The 15,476-nt window shown below is 70.0% G+C and carries 12 protein-coding genes and 1 pseudogene; 3 read left to right on the top strand and 10 right to left on the bottom strand.

Annotated features, from left to right (window positions below; all coding sequences use genetic code 11):
* Complete coding sequence (locus OG607_RS11245) at positions 1-1,929, bottom strand: galactose oxidase-like domain-containing protein (RefSeq protein ID WP_405722059.1); 1,929 nt, start codon at positions 1,927-1,929, stop codon at positions 1-3.
* Between the two features lie 183 nt (positions 1,930-2,112).
* Here OG607_RS11245 and OG607_RS11240 point away from each other — a divergent pair, with 183 nt between their 5' ends.
* On the top strand, positions 2,113-2,601 hold the full coding sequence (locus tag OG607_RS11240; protein WP_405722057.1) for a nitroreductase family deazaflavin-dependent oxidoreductase: 489 nt from the start codon (positions 2,113-2,115) through the stop codon (positions 2,599-2,601).
* Between the two features lie 23 nt (positions 2,602-2,624).
* On the opposite strand, the gene OG607_RS11235 is transcribed toward OG607_RS11240, so the two are convergent.
* The 4 genes and pseudogenes from OG607_RS11235 to OG607_RS11220 all read right to left on the bottom strand — a co-directional run.
* Positions 2,625-2,750, bottom strand: coding sequence for a hypothetical protein (locus OG607_RS11235; protein ID WP_405722054.1), 126 nt, complete (start codon positions 2,748-2,750; stop codon positions 2,625-2,627).
* A 76-nt stretch (positions 2,751-2,826) separates the two neighbouring features.
* Positions 2,827-3,252 (bottom strand): hypothetical protein, encoded by a 426-nt coding sequence (locus tag OG607_RS11230; protein WP_405722051.1) that lies wholly within the window; start codon positions 3,250-3,252, stop codon positions 2,827-2,829.
* Complete coding sequence (locus tag OG607_RS11225; protein WP_405722048.1) at positions 3,230-3,502, bottom strand: hypothetical protein; 273 nt, start codon at positions 3,500-3,502, stop codon at positions 3,230-3,232. The genes OG607_RS11230 and OG607_RS11225 overlap by 23 nt, the downstream gene beginning before the upstream one ends.
* Positions 3,503-3,536: 34 nt before the next feature.
* Positions 3,537-3,926 (bottom strand): annotated as a pseudogene (locus OG607_RS11220) (chloride channel protein); the annotation flags it as partial.
* Between the two features lie 237 nt (positions 3,927-4,163).
* Between OG607_RS11220 and OG607_RS11215 the strand changes: the two are divergent.
* Complete coding sequence (locus tag OG607_RS11215; RefSeq protein ID WP_405722045.1) at positions 4,164-4,559, top strand: hypothetical protein; 396 nt, start codon at positions 4,164-4,166, stop codon at positions 4,557-4,559.
* A gap of 145 nt (positions 4,560-4,704) precedes the next feature.
* On the opposite strand, the gene OG607_RS11210 is transcribed toward OG607_RS11215, so the two are convergent.
* The 5 genes from OG607_RS11210 to OG607_RS11190 form a co-directional block, all read right to left on the bottom strand.
* Positions 4,705-5,196, bottom strand: coding sequence for a MarR family winged helix-turn-helix transcriptional regulator (locus OG607_RS11210; protein ID WP_405722042.1), 492 nt, complete (start codon positions 5,194-5,196; stop codon positions 4,705-4,707).
* 75 nt (positions 5,197-5,271) lie between these two features.
* Positions 5,272-10,047, bottom strand: coding sequence for a DNA repair ATPase (locus tag OG607_RS11205; protein WP_405736684.1), 4,776 nt, complete (start codon positions 10,045-10,047; stop codon positions 5,272-5,274).
* Between the two features lie 44 nt (positions 10,048-10,091).
* Positions 10,092-12,104, bottom strand: coding sequence for a flotillin family protein (locus tag OG607_RS11200; protein WP_405722039.1), 2,013 nt, complete (start codon positions 12,102-12,104; stop codon positions 10,092-10,094).
* Positions 12,105-12,167: 63 nt separating this feature from the next.
* Positions 12,168-12,824, bottom strand: coding sequence for a hypothetical protein (locus OG607_RS11195; RefSeq protein ID WP_405722036.1), 657 nt, complete (start codon positions 12,822-12,824; stop codon positions 12,168-12,170).
* A gap of 146 nt (positions 12,825-12,970) precedes the next feature.
* A complete protein-coding gene (locus OG607_RS11190; RefSeq protein ID WP_405722034.1) occupies positions 12,971-14,083 on the bottom strand; it encodes a PucR family transcriptional regulator in 1,113 nt (370 codons plus the stop codon).
* A 392-nt stretch (positions 14,084-14,475) separates the two neighbouring features.
* On the opposite strand from OG607_RS11190, the gene OG607_RS11185 reads away from it, so the two are divergent.
* On the top strand, positions 14,476-15,390 hold the full coding sequence (locus tag OG607_RS11185; protein ID WP_405722031.1) for a site-2 protease family protein: 915 nt from the start codon (positions 14,476-14,478) through the stop codon (positions 15,388-15,390).
* Positions 15,391-15,476 lie beyond the last annotated feature (86 nt).

The following is a 15,476-nucleotide window of genomic DNA, read 5'->3' as shown; positions in this document are numbered from 1 at the left end:
TCAACGGATTCGAACCCAGACGCCCTTGGACGGGGTGCGGTGCTTGTCGGTGACGTAGAGCAGGTACCAGCCGGACGGGACGAGAGAGGAGTTCTCGGGGACGGTGACCGTGATGCTGTCCTTGCCGGGCTTGATGTCCAGGGCGACGGACCGCTGGTCCACGTCGGTGACGTGGGTGGCGGATCCGGGGTGGATCAGCCGGGCGGTGCGGATGCGCGAGGCGGATGCGGTCGTGAAGGTGGCGCTGCCGCCCCGGGCAACCTTGCTGGGCCCGCCGTGGATTTCGGGGCGGGTGGCGCCGTAGAGGTAGGGCGGGGTGTAGACCTCGACGCGCTGTTCGAAGACGCCCGGGGTGGTGTTGTCCTTGTCGCCGAAGAGCGAGTCGGAGCCGAAGACGGCGACCCGGCCGTCGGGCAGGAGCAGTGCCTCGGTGTGGTAGTTGCGTCCCACGGTGGGGGCGGCGGCGGGGGTGAAGGTGTTGGTCGCGGGGTTGTAGAACTGGGCCTTGAGGATGTTGCTGGCGCTGCGGCCGCGGTAGTCCCTGGAGCCGCCGGTGGTGAACACGGTGTCGTCCGGCATGATCACGCTGTTGAGGTAGCGGGTCGGCTCGGGCAGTTCGGGGCCGCTCGCGTAGTGCGGCTTGGCGTCCTTGAGGTTGGCGATGGCGGTGCGCGCGGTGGATTTCTTCGACTCACCGACGCCGCCTCCTCCGAGCACCATGACCTTCTGGTTCTGGGCCGGCGGCAGCAGGACCGATGAGGACGTCTCCAGGATGTCCGGGTCTCTCAGGCCGGGCACCTGGGTGAACCTGTTGGTCTTCAGGTCCCATACGCCGGGGACCCGACCGTCGTCGGCGGGTCCGTAGCCGGCGTTGGAGCCTGAGTAGAAGACCCGGTCGCCGCCCTGGAGGAGGAAGAGGGAGGGGTAGGTCGGGAAGTAGCGAGTCGGCGCCTTGGACCACTTCTTGGTCTCCGGGTCGAAGAGTTCGTTCTTGCCGGGGACGACCTGCCCGATGTCGTCCAGGCCGGAGACGGCGAGCACTTTGCCGTCGGCGAGGCTGACCAGTGTCGGATACCAGCGGGCCTCGCTCATCGGGTCGACCTTGACGTACTTCTCGGTCCACGGGTCGAACTCGTAGGCCTCGCGGATTCCCTGGAAGTCCTTCTTGTCCATGCCGAGCTTGTTGGCCAGCCCGTAGAAGTTGTCCCGGTCCTTGCCCTTCAGGCCCTTGATCTCGTACTGGGCGGAGGTGTTGGTGATCCCCTGCGTGCCGTCCTCGGGTGCCTCGACGTACACGCGGGCCTGGTTGGCGGTGACCGTGACCTTGCGGGTTTTCTTGTCCGCCCGCTTCTTCGCGGCCGGTACGCGGACGGGGAACTGGGCGACGTACTTCTTGCCGCCGGGCGAGACGAACACCGTGCCCTTGGGGAAGCTGCGGGCGTGGTCGGGGTCCTCGTTCTTGACCAGCATCGCGCCGCCCGCGCGTTTGACGTCGCCATTGAGGACCTCGTAGCGGGCGGTGCCGCCTGCGATCAGGAGCTTGCCGTCGGGCAGTTGGGTGTGGCCGGCGCAGAACATGTCCTTGGGGGTGGCGATCTTCCTGAAGGTGTTCTTGACCGGGTCCCATACGGTGCTCTTGAAGCTGCCGCCCTTGAAGAGCTTGATGTTGTTGCCGGACCCGGCGATCAGCAGCACTTTACCGGTGGGCAGCAGCGTGGCGTGGATCGAGTTGAGCTGGTACTCCGCCGGCAGGTCGACCACGTCCCAGTGGCCGTAGGCGGCTTTGTACCCAGGCCTGTTGATCTCGTAGGCGTGATACTTAGCCTCGGCGAAGCCGATCACCGCCGGCGCGTTGAGGCCTGCGAGCACCATGAACGCCACGGCGGCCTGCGCGGTGGTCCGCGACCTGCGGCTCGGGCGGTATCTCATCCTCCAGTCCCTTCCCCCGGATTGGATGGGCGGTCGGCCTGGCAGTGAGTAGCACTATCCTGACCCTGTGCAATATTTGCATAGTCGAATATCAATTTCACCCAGAATCGCCGTAATGCATCCGTCTTACGCAAACTGGGCGTCGCGGCGAACGGATGATCGAACGAAGGGAGGCTTCCCGCCATGCCCCGCAGGCTCAGGACCGTACCGGCACCCACCGGATTACGCCGCCGCTTGCTTCGCGCCCCCATCCAGCTCTTCCGCTGGCATCTGGGCTGGCTGTTCGGCGGCCGGATGCTGCTGCTCACCCACACCGCACGCGCCAGCGGGCAGCCTCGCCAGGTAGTGCTGGAGGTGACCGGGCGCGACCCGGGCACCGACGCGTACCACCTGGCCTCCGGCTTCGGCCCGGCGTCGCAGTGGTACCGCAACATCCAGCACACGCCGCAGGTCACCGTCCAGGTCGGGCGGCGCCGGATGAGCGCGGTCGCCCACACCCTCGCACCGGAGGAGTCGGGGCGACTCATGGCCGCGTACGCGCTGCGGCACCCCCAGGCCGCCCGGAAGCTGATGCGCCTGTGCGGGCTGGAGACCGACGGAAGCGCCGCTGACTACTACCTGATCGGCCGTGACCACATCCCGTTCATCGCGGTCATTCCGCAGTGGGTGTAGCTCTGGATACAGGAACTTGTTGATCAAGCTTCGAGTCTGAAGTTGTCCTGGTAGCGGGCTTGGTGGACGCGCCGGTGTTCCTGCTCGGCGTGGTAGGCGAAGTAGTCGTCGAGGTCGCCGTTGCTGTGCAGGGCGCAGAGTTTGAGCACGGCCTCGCCGCCGGCCAGGCCCCACCTTGATCCAGCGATATTGGGACGATCACCGACGAGATGTCTGCACGCACCCTCAAATGATCCCCGTCACGATCGGCCAGCCCTTGGCCGGTGCGGTGTCGTAGGCGAGGAACTCGCGCTTCGTGGTGAGGTGGTTGACGCGGGCCTCGGCTCCCTTGCGTTGTTCGGGGGTGAGCTCGGCCTCGTCGGCCTGGGTGATCTCGGCAGCGGTGTCCTGACTCCGGCCCTGGAGGATCAAGATGTGGATCCTCGTCTTGCGGCGTTTGGCCTCGGCGCGGATGACGTCGATCTGGTGCGGAGCCCCGTCGACCCTGGTAGAGGCCAGAGCACCGCGCCATATCCCTGCGCGGTGTCCTGTCGACTCCGAGCAGAGATAGGGGTGATGGGTGCTCGCGACCTGCGCCCCGGTACCCGACCTGACATGGGCCGGGACACCGGGCGCTGTGGAACTGTCGTCAGCGGACGTCGACGTAGTCACCGATGGAGGTTGTATTGAGGTACGAACTGGTTGCTGCGTAGGTCGCGCTCCAGGTGCCGTCCTGCTTGGCTGTGAACCTGGCGGTGAACTTGCCGTCCTTGCCGGTCGTCACGGTGTCCATGCTGGTGCCTTTCTTGGCGCCGGGGGCGCGGAAGTAGATGGTCACCTTCTGCCCGGACAGGCTCGTCCAGCTGGAGCCGTTCTGGCGCTGCAGCGTTCCCTTTACGGTCAGGGTGCCGTCCTTACGCACGGGCTCCGGCGAGGCATTGAAGCCCGTGAGCCGCACGGCCCACCGAACCGCCCGAGCCCATGCACAGCGCCGAGGCCAGCGCCTTGACCACGGCGACCTGCGGTGCGATACGGCCGCCGCGCAGCGCCACCGCGTACATCACCTCGGGTACCCCGTGGCCGCGCGCCTCCCTGGCGAAACGCTGCACCAGCGGGCCGTACAGCAGACCGCCCAGCGCGGGCGCGAGCAGCACGAACCAGGGCCCCAGCCACGGCACATGCGGGTTGCTCGCATGGCCGGCGGCGGAGTAGTCGGCGTGGCCGGAGAACAACCGGGTGAACGTCTGGATCAGCCACCTGAAGGCTATGGCACCCGCTCCGGCCCCGGCACCCACCACCAGCGCCAGGGCGATCACACCCCACTGCGTCCGGCCTGCGTGACGCATTCGCCCCGCGCTCACCACTTCACCCATCTTTGCATGGTGCAAAAATATCAAGCCGGGAGCCAATGTTCGACTGTGCAAAGATTGCATAAGGTTAAGGATGACGGAAGTGCCCCGGCGTCGGCGATGTCGGGGCCCGCTTGCCTTCGCTCGTAGAGCCCTGGATGACGACCTTGGGGGCAATGGGACCGTGTCCGGTCAGGCCGTGACGTGACAGGGACCGCACAGGTTGTTCATGACATGGAAGAGAGGGTGTACCAGACGCGTCTTGAACGGATCCTTGGAGTTCCGCTGGCCGAGAGTGCGGTGCGGCAGTGGCCGCAGAGTGGCGAACTCATCCGCGGCAGAGCCCACATCGCGGAGGTGGAGTCCCATTTCGTCGGTCTGAGGCTCGGTGTGGGCAGGCGGCACGTCTGCGGCGACACCCTCGTCGTGGAGTGGAGCACCGATTACGGCGACGGCCGGGTGTATCGGAACGTCTCCGTTGCTGAGCTGGTGGCAGGGCAGGCCGTCCGGGTGACCGACTACTGGGGCGAGCCGTTCACGCCGCCGCAGTGGCGGCAGCCACTGTCCGAGCAGCTGGAGATGCCGGGCAACGGTATCTGGCCGACCGCCGACACCCTCACTCAGGACTGACGGGGCGGGCGCCTTCTGAGACCCTTGACGGCAATCGCGGATTGAGCCGATCCACCTGGGCTCGGCCGTGTCCTCAATACCAACCGCACACAACGGCCGGGGCTTGGGCAACGGCATCGGGGCGAAGCCTCAGCAGGCTCCTGGATCACCAGCCCAGGTTCAGCGGCGCGCCATCGGCGACCGAGGGCTCTTCCCCCGCCTCGGTGAAAGTCTGCAACGCCTCGATGAGGTGGCGCCGCTGGCCCACCGGCATCGCCTCGACGATGCGGGCGATCTCGGATCTGCGCCGGTCGGTGACCTCGCGCACCGCGCGTCGGCCGGGCTCGGTAAGCGAGATCACACTGGTTCGCCGGTCGGTGGGAGACGCGCCACGGGCCACCATGTTCACCGCCACCAGGCGGTCGATCATCCGCATGGCCGTGGAAGGCTGCACACTCAGCTCCGCGGCCAGCTGCGACAGGTTCATCGCCCCCCGCGTGTCGAGCACCACCAGCATCCGGAACTGCGGCAGCGTCAGCGCCTCCTCCACCGCGCCCAGGGACCGGGCGGACACCGCCACCAGCAGTCGGGATGCGGTCAGCAGGGCATTGACCATCGCCTCGGCATCGGACTCAAAGGCTGGCGAAGGGATCGGCATACGCCCTTTCTAACAGTCCGAGCCCCCTCGTCGGCGAACAGTGCCCCAAACCGTCCGCTGAAGCAGTTCGTTGTCTCACCCGTTGGGTGCGGTCCGGGTACAGGCGGCCTTGACGTCCTCCCAGCGGGCTGCCTGCGCGGGGGTGAGGGTGCCGCGCAGCTCCGCGAGTTTGAGGAGGTTGGCCTCGGCGGCCGAGGTGAGGGTCTGGGCCTCGGTGCGGTAGTGGTCGTCGATGAGGGCGTCGAGTTCGGCGTCGTTCATGACGGGGACGATGCGTTCGGTCAGCTTGTTCATGTCGCGGTAGGAGCCCTGGAGCCGGAAGCGCGGTTCGGTGCGGGAGGCGTCGGCCTGGGCGGCGGAGGCGATGTAGGCGCGGTTGACGGCCAAGAGGGTGTGCCGGACGTGCAGGAGCTTGGTAAGGACGGCGATGATCCGGTCGAACTCGGCCGGCGGGCAGGGACGGCTGAGTTGGTCGGCGCGTACCGAGTCGTCGCCTTGGGCGCGGCGCAGCAGGAGTTCGACGTCGGTGCGGTCGCGGACGGCGAGGGGGGCCAGGACGGGGTTGGAGGTGAGGGCGTTCTCGATGAAGCTGAGGGCGAAGAGGTCCTCGCGTCCGGTGAGGACGTCGCCGAGGTTCCAGACGTCGGCGCGGTTGGCGAGCATGTCGGGGATGCGGAAGAGGGCGCCGGACTCGGTGTAGGGGTTGCCGGACATGGCGACGGCGAAGCGCTTGCCGCGCAGGTCGTAGGGGCCGAGGCGGCGCGTGGCGTCGCAGAGTGGGATGAAGCGCTGCAGTAGTTCGGGGGAGACGTGCTGGATGTCGTCGAGGTAGAGCAGGACGTTGTTGGCGGCGGCGAGAGCGAAGTGGATCTTCTTGATCTCGGGGTGGTCGTCGTCGAGTGAGGTGACGGAGCTGCCGAGGGCGGGGCCGCTGACCTTGACCAGGAGCAGGCCGAGGCGGTCGGCGACGTATTCGACCAGGGTGGTCTTGCCGTAGCCGGGCGGGGAGATCAGCAGCAGGAGTCCGGAGTTGTCGGTGCGCTTGGCGTCGCCTGCCGCGCCAAGTTGCTTGGCGAGGTTGTCGCCGATGAGGGGTAGGTAGACCTCGTCGAGGAGACGGTTGCGTACGAAGGCGGTCAGGGGCGCGGGGCGGAGGTCCTCCAGGCGCAGGCGTGTGCGTTCCCGGGCCAGCAGGCCGGTGCGCAGGCGCTGGTAGGCGCGGTAGCCCGGGATGCGGTCGGTGCGGAAGACAGCGGTGCGGGCGAGGAGTTCGTCAAGGCGGAGGTGGAGGGTGCGGCCGTGCAGGCGGGGGTGGTCGCCCAGCAGTCCTTCGACGGTGGCGGTGAGGTCGGCCGGGCAGTGGCGGCGGGGGAGGCGGTCGCACAGCTGGAGGGCGACCGCCTCGGCCAGGTCACCCTCGGTCGCCTGCTCACCGGAGGCGGTGAGGAAGGAGCCGAGCCAGGCTTCGGCGAGCTGATGGCGGGCGGGGAGGGCGGCGAGGTCGTCGGGGAGGGCGGCCAGGCCCGCGTCGAGGCCGTCCCCGTCTACGGCGGTACGGAACTTCTCCAGCAGGGTGCGGGCGGTGGAACTGGTGATGAAGGCGACCGGCTGCCGGGCGAGTTCTTCGAAGAGGTACTCGCCCGCAAGGCCGGTGCCCGTCGAGGGAAGGCCCACGGCATCCAGGAACGTGGCGACGGCCAGGGCGAGTTCGCGTTGCAGGACGGCCACCGCCGGGGCGAGACCGAAGGCGGCGCGGGCCCGGCCCAGCGAGACGGCCCGCGCGGACCACGACATACGGGTCGCCCCGTCGCAGCCGTACGTCCACAGCAGTTGGGCGGCGGCGCGAGCAGGGGCCGGGTAGCGCAGCAAACCCGCTTCGGCGCGCAGCCGCAGCAGCGCGGTGAGGATCGCGGTGGCGTCGCGGTCGTGGATGCCGCGCTCGTAGCCCTCGTCGTAGCGGGACTCGGCGGCCACGCGGACGATGTCGAGCAGGCGGTCCTCGGCAGCGGCCTCGTACAGGCCGTCCAGCGGTTCGGTCCCGGCCAGCAGCGAGGCGGCCAGGTATTCGGCGCGGTAGACCTCGGGCGTCTCGGAGACAAGGCGCTGGTCCCAGTACGTGCGGGTGGCCTCGAACTGCGGGTCGCGGACGGGAGAGCGGTAGTCGGTGCCGGTCAGGGCGAAGGCCATCGTCCCCTGGTACGGGATGAGGGTGAGCTCGGCCCGCTGAGTGGTGACGGCGAAACGGTGACGGCCCAGGCGGATGGTGGTGCCGCCGTCACTGCCGTCGTACAGGTCGGCACGGTCGCGCAGGGCGCGGGCTGCGCGCTGACGGGCGGCCTTGAGCCGGCCGGCCAGTTCCTCGGCCCGGACCGGGTCACCGAGGTCACGCAGCTCGTCGGCGACCTGGCGGACCTTGGTGACCATGGGGTCGGAGGCGAAGTAGGTGTTGATCTCGTCCAGGGAGGCGAGGGAGGCCAGTCGGCGATGGACGCTGTCCAGGATGCGGGCGGCGGAGTCCGCGAGGCGGTCGGCGCGGCGGGCGCGCTCGTCGAGCAGGGTCTGCTTGCGGGCGGAGAAGGCGTCGTGGATCCCGGCACGCCGGTTGTCGAGCTCGGTGGTGAAGTCCTGGTGCTCGCCGAAGCGGGTCTGAAGGTTCTCGATCCTCAGGAGGAGCCGGCCGAGCTGGTCCTCACAGTCGTCCGGGGTGGCGAGGGCGGCCAGCGCGGCGGTGAGCGCCTGGCCCAGCAGCGCGGACTCGGCGGCGAACTCGGCGCGCCCTTCCCGGCCGAGCAGTTCCTTCCGGCTGGCGGCGAGGGTGGCGCGGGCCCGGTTGACGTCGGCGAGGACCGCGCCGATCCGCTCCAGGACGGAGGTGCGGACGACGGGGTCGGCGATGTCGAGTGCGGTCACGACCTCGGTGACCGTGCGCAGGCCCTCGGTCAGCTCGCCCAGTCGCTCGGCGACGGGGGCGGCCTCGGCGGTGGTGGCGATGGCCTCGGCCTGGTCGGCGAGCCGTGCCACGTCCTGGTGGTGGCTGGTGAAGGCGTCGTCGCGGGCCAGGAAGGCCACTGCGCGGTGGGCGGCTGCGGCCAGGTCGTCGGCGAGGCCGGTGGCCAGAGCGTCGATGCGGTCGGTGTCGGCGTGGCGCATTTCGCGCAGCGACTCCACCTGGCCTTGCGCCTGGCGGAGTTCGGTCAGGTGCCGCACCCAGGCGTCGGCGCTCGCCAGGGTCTCGCCCCGGCCGAGGCGTACCAGTGAGGTGATCCGTGCGGCGGCTTCGTCCAGCGCCTGGGCGGCCTGCGCGGTGAGCGCGGTGACCGTCTCGAACTCCTCCAGCACCTGCCCGGCCGTGGCGCGGACCTGGGCGAGTGGCTCGTGCAGGCCGCCGAGTCCGGGCTCGGGCAGCCAGTGGTGGCGGTCGGTGATCCGCTCGCAGGCGGCGGTGATCGCCTCGTACACCGCGGCCGTCGGGGTCATGTCCCGGGCTGCGCGGGCGGCCGACAGGCAGTCGGCGATGCCGCGCACCAGGTCGGCGTTGCCGACCCGCTCCAGCGGGCCGGTGCCGGCTGGCTGCGCGGCGGCGTAGGTGTCGGAGGCGTACGGGGTGTGCCAGACCTGGACCGGGTGGACGCGGGCCGGCTCGTCGCCCGAGGCTCGGAAGAGCACCAGGGTGCCGTCGTCGAAGAGCGCGTGGCCGTGGCAGGTCAGGGGGGTCGCGACCGCCTCACGGATGACGTTGTAGGACAGCAGCAGGGTGCGGCCCTCGGCGCGGGCGTGGAAGACGTAGAGCACGTCCTCGCCGTTCGGCGAGCGGACGACGCGCTCGAACTCCAGCCCGTCGGTGCCGGTGTCGAAGATCTTCACGGTGCCGGTGGCCAGGCAGTATCCGCCCGGGAAGATCACCCCCTGGTCGTCGGGCAGGCGCAGGCAGGCCTGCCCGATGCCGTCCAGGCGGACCACGGAACCCGTGCGGGTGTTGAAGACCAGGTGCCGCCAAGCCGTCTCGTTGTACGGGCGGATCCGCAGCAGGATCAGCGCCCCGGCGCGGGCGTACGAGACCTCGGCGTCGGCCAGCGACTGAAGGGGCTCGTCGACGGGCTCGCAGTGGATTCCCTCGCCGGTCTCGGTGGTGTCCTCGACCTTGACGGTGAGCGTGCCTGCGACCGTCGAGACGAAGACCTCGCCGCCGATCGAGATGTGCGGGTGCCGGCCCAGGACGTGGTCGTCGCGGGTGGTGTCCGTCCAGGTGACGTCGTACGCGGGCGGAAGGACATGCTCGCGCTCGCCGCGTGCGTCGAGATAGCCGGGGGTGCCGTCGGCGGCGATCCTCCAGCGCAGCACCCGGATGTCGGCCAGGTCCGGGCCGGTCTGGAACACCGCCAGCAGCATGCCATTCAGGAGCCTCAGCTGCAGCAGGCGGGCGTCGCGGTAGTAGCGGTACAGCTCGGCGAAGTCCTGCTGGAAGCGCGGGTCGTCCAGCAGCCCGGGGACGGCGTCGGCGGGCAGGGCCTCGAAGCGGAAGGTGTCGCCGTCGCTGACGAAGCCGAGCACGGAGAGGACGTCGTCGACGCCGATCTGCGCGCGCGTCCCGGCATGGCCGAGGTTGTAGCCGAGGAGGAGCCGCCCGCCGATGGCGACGACGTCGCGCGGTACGCAGTCGCTGGTGGTGCGGAGGCGGTCGCTGCCGGCCAGCCGCAGCTCGTTGCCGCCGAAGACCTCCAGCCTGCGGGCGTTCAGGGACTGTGCCCGCTCGGCGAGTTCGCTCGCGGCTACGGCGAGCCGGGTGCGCAGCACATCGTACGTTCCGGCTTCCAGCCGCACGGGCTGCGGCTGCGGCTGCTCGGTGGCCATCGCGTTCTTGCTCCTCTGCTCCACGGTGGTGTTCTCCCGCGCCGTCAGGCGCGTACGGCTCCGTTGAGTGCGGCCAGCGGCGCGTCGGCGACGCCCAGTTGCCGGGCGGCGTCGAGCAGCTGCTGGAACTGGCCCGCCCGCTCCCCGCCGGAGGAGATGAGCTTCAGCAGTGCCGCCGACACCGTGAGGTCCCGCACGTCGGCGGCCTTCACCGAGCCCAGCAGCCCGGTCAGATCGTCCGTGAAGCTCGACTCGCCGCTCAGCCACGACCGGCCCAGCGCCTGGGCGGTGTCGGAGTTGGCGACGAAGGCGTCGGCGCTCTTGCCGTACGAGATCGCGCTCACGAGCCGGTCGAAGAAGACACTGTCGCCGCCGACGATGTCGATGGTGGCCTTCTCCAGCCCTGCGCCGACCAGCGCGGCCTGTGCCTCGGCGATCTGCCGCTGCATGTCGAGACCGGCGAGTCGGATGTCCTTCTCCGCCGCGAGCCGGAGCCGGTACTCCTCGTGGCCACGCGAGGCGTCGTCGAGCGCTGCCATCGCCGCGGCCTTCTCGGTCAGGCCCGCGGCCTCGGCCTTGAGCTTCTCGCCGATCTCGGTGGCGGCGGCGTGCGCCTTCTCCACCGCGACGACGGCCTCGGCCCGTCCGGTCTTCTCGATCGCCGCCGCTTCCTTCTCCCGTACCTGCACCGCCGCCAGCCCCTCGGCCGCGGCCTCGGCCTGCACACCCTCGGCGAGCCTGATCTTGGCCTGGGCGTCCAGTTCGGCGGCCTCCTTACGTGCCCCGGCCAGGGTGAGCGCCTCGCGGGCCTTGTGCTGGGCCGCGGCCTCCGCCGCCTCGGCAGCCTTGATGTCCTTGACCAGCTTCTCCTGGGCCTCGGCCTCGGCGTGGATGACGACCGCCTGGCGGTTCCGCTCGGCCTCCTCCACCACCCGCAGCCGCTTGATGCTCTCCTCCTGCTCCGCGACGGTGCGGTCCACCGCGATCCGCTCGCGGATGACGTCGGCGATCTCCCGCTTGCCGGCCTCCACCTCCTTGCCCGCGGCGATCCGCGACAGTTCGGTCTCCCGCTCCCGGCCGATGACCTCCAGCAGCCGGTCCTTCTCGATCCGCTCGTTCTCCACCGCGATCACCCGCTCGCGGTTCTTCTGCGCCACGGCGATCTCACGGGCCTGGTTCTCCCGCTGAATGCCCAGCTGCTCCTCGGTGCGCAGGAACGCGGACTGCGCGCCGAGCCGTTCCTCCTCCTGGACCTTGGCGGTGACGGCCTCCTCCTTCGCCCGCAGGGTCTCCACCTCACGCCGCTGCCTGATCTCGGCCTCCGCCTGCCGGCGCTCCAGCTCCAGGATGGTCTCGCGGGCGTCGACGTCCTGCCGCGTGATCTCCTTCTGCTCGGTGCGCTGGAACTCGTTGGTCCGAACGTGCTCGATCGCGGTCAGCTCGGTGATCTTCCGGATGCCCTGGGCGTCCAGGATGTTGGCCGCGTCCAGCTGCGACATCGGGGTCTGCTCAAGGAAGTCGATCGCGGCGTCGTCGAGGTGGTAGCCGTTGAGGTCCGTGCCGATGACGGAGATGATCCGGTCCCGGAACTCCTCGCGCTTGGTGTAGAGATCGACGAAGTCAAGCTGCTTGCCGACGGTCTTCAGCGCCTCGGAGAACTTCGCCGCGAAGAAGTCCTGGATCTCCTCCTGGCTGCTGGCCCGCTCGGTACCGATGGACTGGGCGACCTTGATGACGTCCTCGACGGTCTTGTTGACCCGTACGAAGAAGTTGATGTGGATGTCGGCCCGGATGTTGTCCCGGCAGATCAAACCCTCGCGGCCGGTGCGGCGGATCTCGATGGTCTTGACCGAGATGTCCATGTACTCGGCCTTGTGCAGCACGGGCAGGACGACCGCGCCGGTGAAGGTCACATCGACCCTCTTGGTCTTGGAGATGATCAGCGCCCTGCCCTGCTCCACCTTGCGGAACAGCCGGCTGACGATCAGGAGCAGACCGAACAGGATGAGCAGGACGACGGCGATGAGCACGCCGATTCCTATGGTGATGGCATCCATCAGCATTCCTTGAGGCGAAGGAGGCCGTGAACGGCCCCGGACAAGACGGTGGGTTGAGAGGGTTCAGCCAGCAGGGCGGTGCGGGTCGAGCGCCGCGTCGTAGGGCGTGACCCGGAAGAACTCACCGTCGGCGTCATAGTCGAAGATCAGAGCGCTGCTGCCGCTGGTGAGCTGCTCGTCGCGATAGGTGGCGCGCACCTGGACCACGGCTGTCGAGCCGTCGTCGGCGGTGACCTCGGCCTGGCCGAAGTCCGGGCCGACCCGGCCGGTGCGGATGACGCACACACGGCCGACGAAGTCCGTGCGCGAGGGCGGCCGTTCTCGTGCAATCAGGCGGCGCAGCGGCCTCAGCACGAGCCCGGTGGCGGCCCAGGCGCTCAGCAGCGCGCAGATCAGGACCGCTGTGCCGAGCAGTGCGCCGTCGGTCAGCACGGCACCGACGAGGCTGACGAACCAGGCGACGGCGATCAGCAGCGACAGCGTGACGGTTGCCGGGATCCCGCCCAGCCCCAGGCCGGACAGGAAGCCGGCGAACCCGCCGTCGTGCGCACTGGTACCGGCGTCGACGCCCTCTCCCCCGTGCCCCCCATGTCCCCCGTGGAGGGCGTCGACGTCCAGGCCACCGAGCAGTACTGTCCCCCAGTACCCGATGACCACCAGCAGCGCGAAGCTGAACAGGGCGGTCGGATAACCGAGCGCGGCATCCCCGAACGCGCGCATCTCCCCGCCCTCCCCCCGTGCTTCGCACCGTGGCGCCGTTGCCGGTGCCAGGAAGATGGTGGCAGCACGGGGCACCCGCGCACATTGCCGGATCCCGGCAATCTTTATGCCCTGTTGACGGCCTACTGACGGTGCAACCCTGCGCGCTACAGCGGCTGTTCGGGCCAGCCGAGCAGCCGGGCGCCCATCGCGGCGGTCTCCAGGGTGTAGCGGTGCAGGGCATCTGCGGGGTCGTAGCCGGTCAACGCCTTGATCCGGTCGAGTCGATAGGTGAGAGTCCGGACCCCCAGCCCGAGGCGCCGGGCCGCCTCGGCGTTGACGTATCCGGCCTCGGCGTGCACGGCGATGGTCTCCAGGAGCGGGCCGGCGCCGCCCCGTGACGCGCTGAGCGGGCCCAGCACGCTGCGTACGAGATCCGCCATGGCAGCCCGGTCACGCATCAGCACCGGAAAGACCAGCAGCTCCGCCGCGCGCAATACAGGGGGCTGCAGCCGCAGCCGGTCGGCGAAGTCCAGCGCGCTCAACGCCTCCTCGTACGACCGCACCACCCCGCCAGCGCCGGGATGCTCACGCCCCACCGCCACCCGACGGGCCACCGCATGGCCCGGCCCCGGCCGCAGAGCCAGCTCCGCGAAGGCGTCCAGAACCACGGCCTCGGTGCCCGGGGCGATGCACACCAGCCGGCCGTCCTTAGTGGCCAGCAGCACATCCCGCTCGCCGAACCGTCCGATCAACTCCCGCTCGATCCTGCGCACCACCGGGTGCAGATCGTCGTACGCCTCCATCCCACGGGCCACCGCCACCGCATGGTCCCGGGCCAGCCGCAACCCGAACCGCTCGGCCCGCTCGGACAGCAGCCCCAGGTCGCTGCGCCCGTACAGCAGGTCGTCGATGAACTCCCGCCGGGCCGCCTCCTCCTGCCGCGCCAGCAACCGCTGCGCCCGCCCATGCCCCTCGCCCAGCGCCGACACCGCCGCGGCCACCGCCGCCAGCACCGCATCCCCGACCCGGCCCGCGTCCCTGGCCCCGGTCACGCCAGTGACCCCGGGAAGCCCGCTCCAGCCGTCGCGGGCCGCCCCCAGATACAGCCCCACCAGCTCCGGCAGCCCGTACCCCGCCTCGGCTGCGCGCTCGCCCAGCACCCGCAGGGCGTCCAACTCCGCACGCCGCAACCGTCGCCCGGTCGCCGACACCTCGGCCAGCATCGCCGGATAGCCGTCCAGGAACCCCGGTGGTACGCCCCCCGCTGCCACGTTCATCCTCCACAGCACCTTGCCGCATCCCGGCTACGAAAACCTAAACAACGCTTCCAAAATCATCCCTGGCGGCAGAGCACCGTAGGGCGACCAGGATGGCGGAGCATGGAAGCATGTGCGCCCCCCTTGGGACGGAAGGTGTCAGCCGATGAGCAGTTCGGTGCGGATCGGGACGGTGCACGGGGTGGTGCTGCACGTCCACTGGAGCCTGCCGGTACTGCTGATGCTTGTCGTCTACGGGCTGGCCGGCGAGACATGGGCAGCAGCTGCGGCTCGGGGCGGGGCACCTGGGGCGTTCACAGTCTGGGCAACGGGGGCTGTTGTGCTGCTGCTCCTGGCGAGCCTGGTGATTCATGGGGCGGCGAACGTCCTTGCCGCCCGCAGCCGGGGTACCCGTGCGGTCCCTGACCTTGTGGGCGTTGGGCGGGGTGACCGGGGAGAACCGGCCCGCGAGCCCTCGTGCCGCGTTCGCGACGGCCGTCGGCGGCCCGCTGGCCGGGCTGCTGCTCGGCGGCACCGCGCTGGGCACCGCCGCCGCCACGGACCTGACGATCGCTGCGGAGGCCGCGGAATCGCCGTTGGCCCTGCTCGCCTGGCCGGGCGCGACGAACGTACTACTGGCAGTGTCCAACCTGCTGCCCGCCGCGCCCCTGGACGGCGGAAGGCTGCTGCAGGCCACGGTGTGGTGGAGGACGGGTGACCGGGAGCGCGCCCATGGGGCGGCAGGCCGCAGCGGGCAGGCGGTGGGCGTGCTGCTGGTCACGGGGAGCCTGGTGGTGGTCCTGGCCCAAGGAACCGCCGGTGTTCTGTGGCTGGGGCTGCTCGGCGTGTTCCTCTGGGCCACCGCCTTGGTCGAGAGGCGCCTTGCAGCGCTGCGGGGCGCTCTGCGTGGCGTTGTGGTGGCCGACATCATCACCGGCCCCGTGGTGACCTGCCCGGACTGGCTGACAGTCGGCCGCTTCCTGCACGAGTCGCCCGGGGCCGCGCACTCGGTGGTGCCCCTGCTGGACTTCGAGGGGCGGCCCAGCGGTGTGCTGCCGGTGCGGCGGGCGGCTCTGGTCGCGCCTGCCCTCAGGGGCACCATGCGTGTGCGTGAACTGGCGCTTCCGGCATCACGGTGCCTGCGGGCAAGACCCGACGAAGCGCTCGACGAGGTCATCGCCCGCGCCACGCCCACGACTGGGCTTCCGATCCTGGTCATGGACGGCGGCCGGGTCACCGGGGTGGTCACCGCAGCCGACCTCGGCGGCCTCCTTGACCAGCACGCGGCCCCGGCCGGGGCCGCACCGCCCGTTGACGGGAGGGGCTGATGCGCGGGCAGCACAGACTGGAAGAACGGCCCACACACATCGCCCGGCTTCCCGACGGGCCGGTCGAATACCGGCTGGAACAGCGA

It is taken from the genome of Streptomyces sp. NBC_01537 (assembly GCF_045040445.1).
Taxonomy (GTDB): domain Bacteria; phylum Actinomycetota; class Actinomycetes; order Streptomycetales; family Streptomycetaceae; genus Actinacidiphila.
Note: the sequence above shows the minus strand (reverse complement) of the source record. Positions and strands in the feature narration are given on the sequence as shown.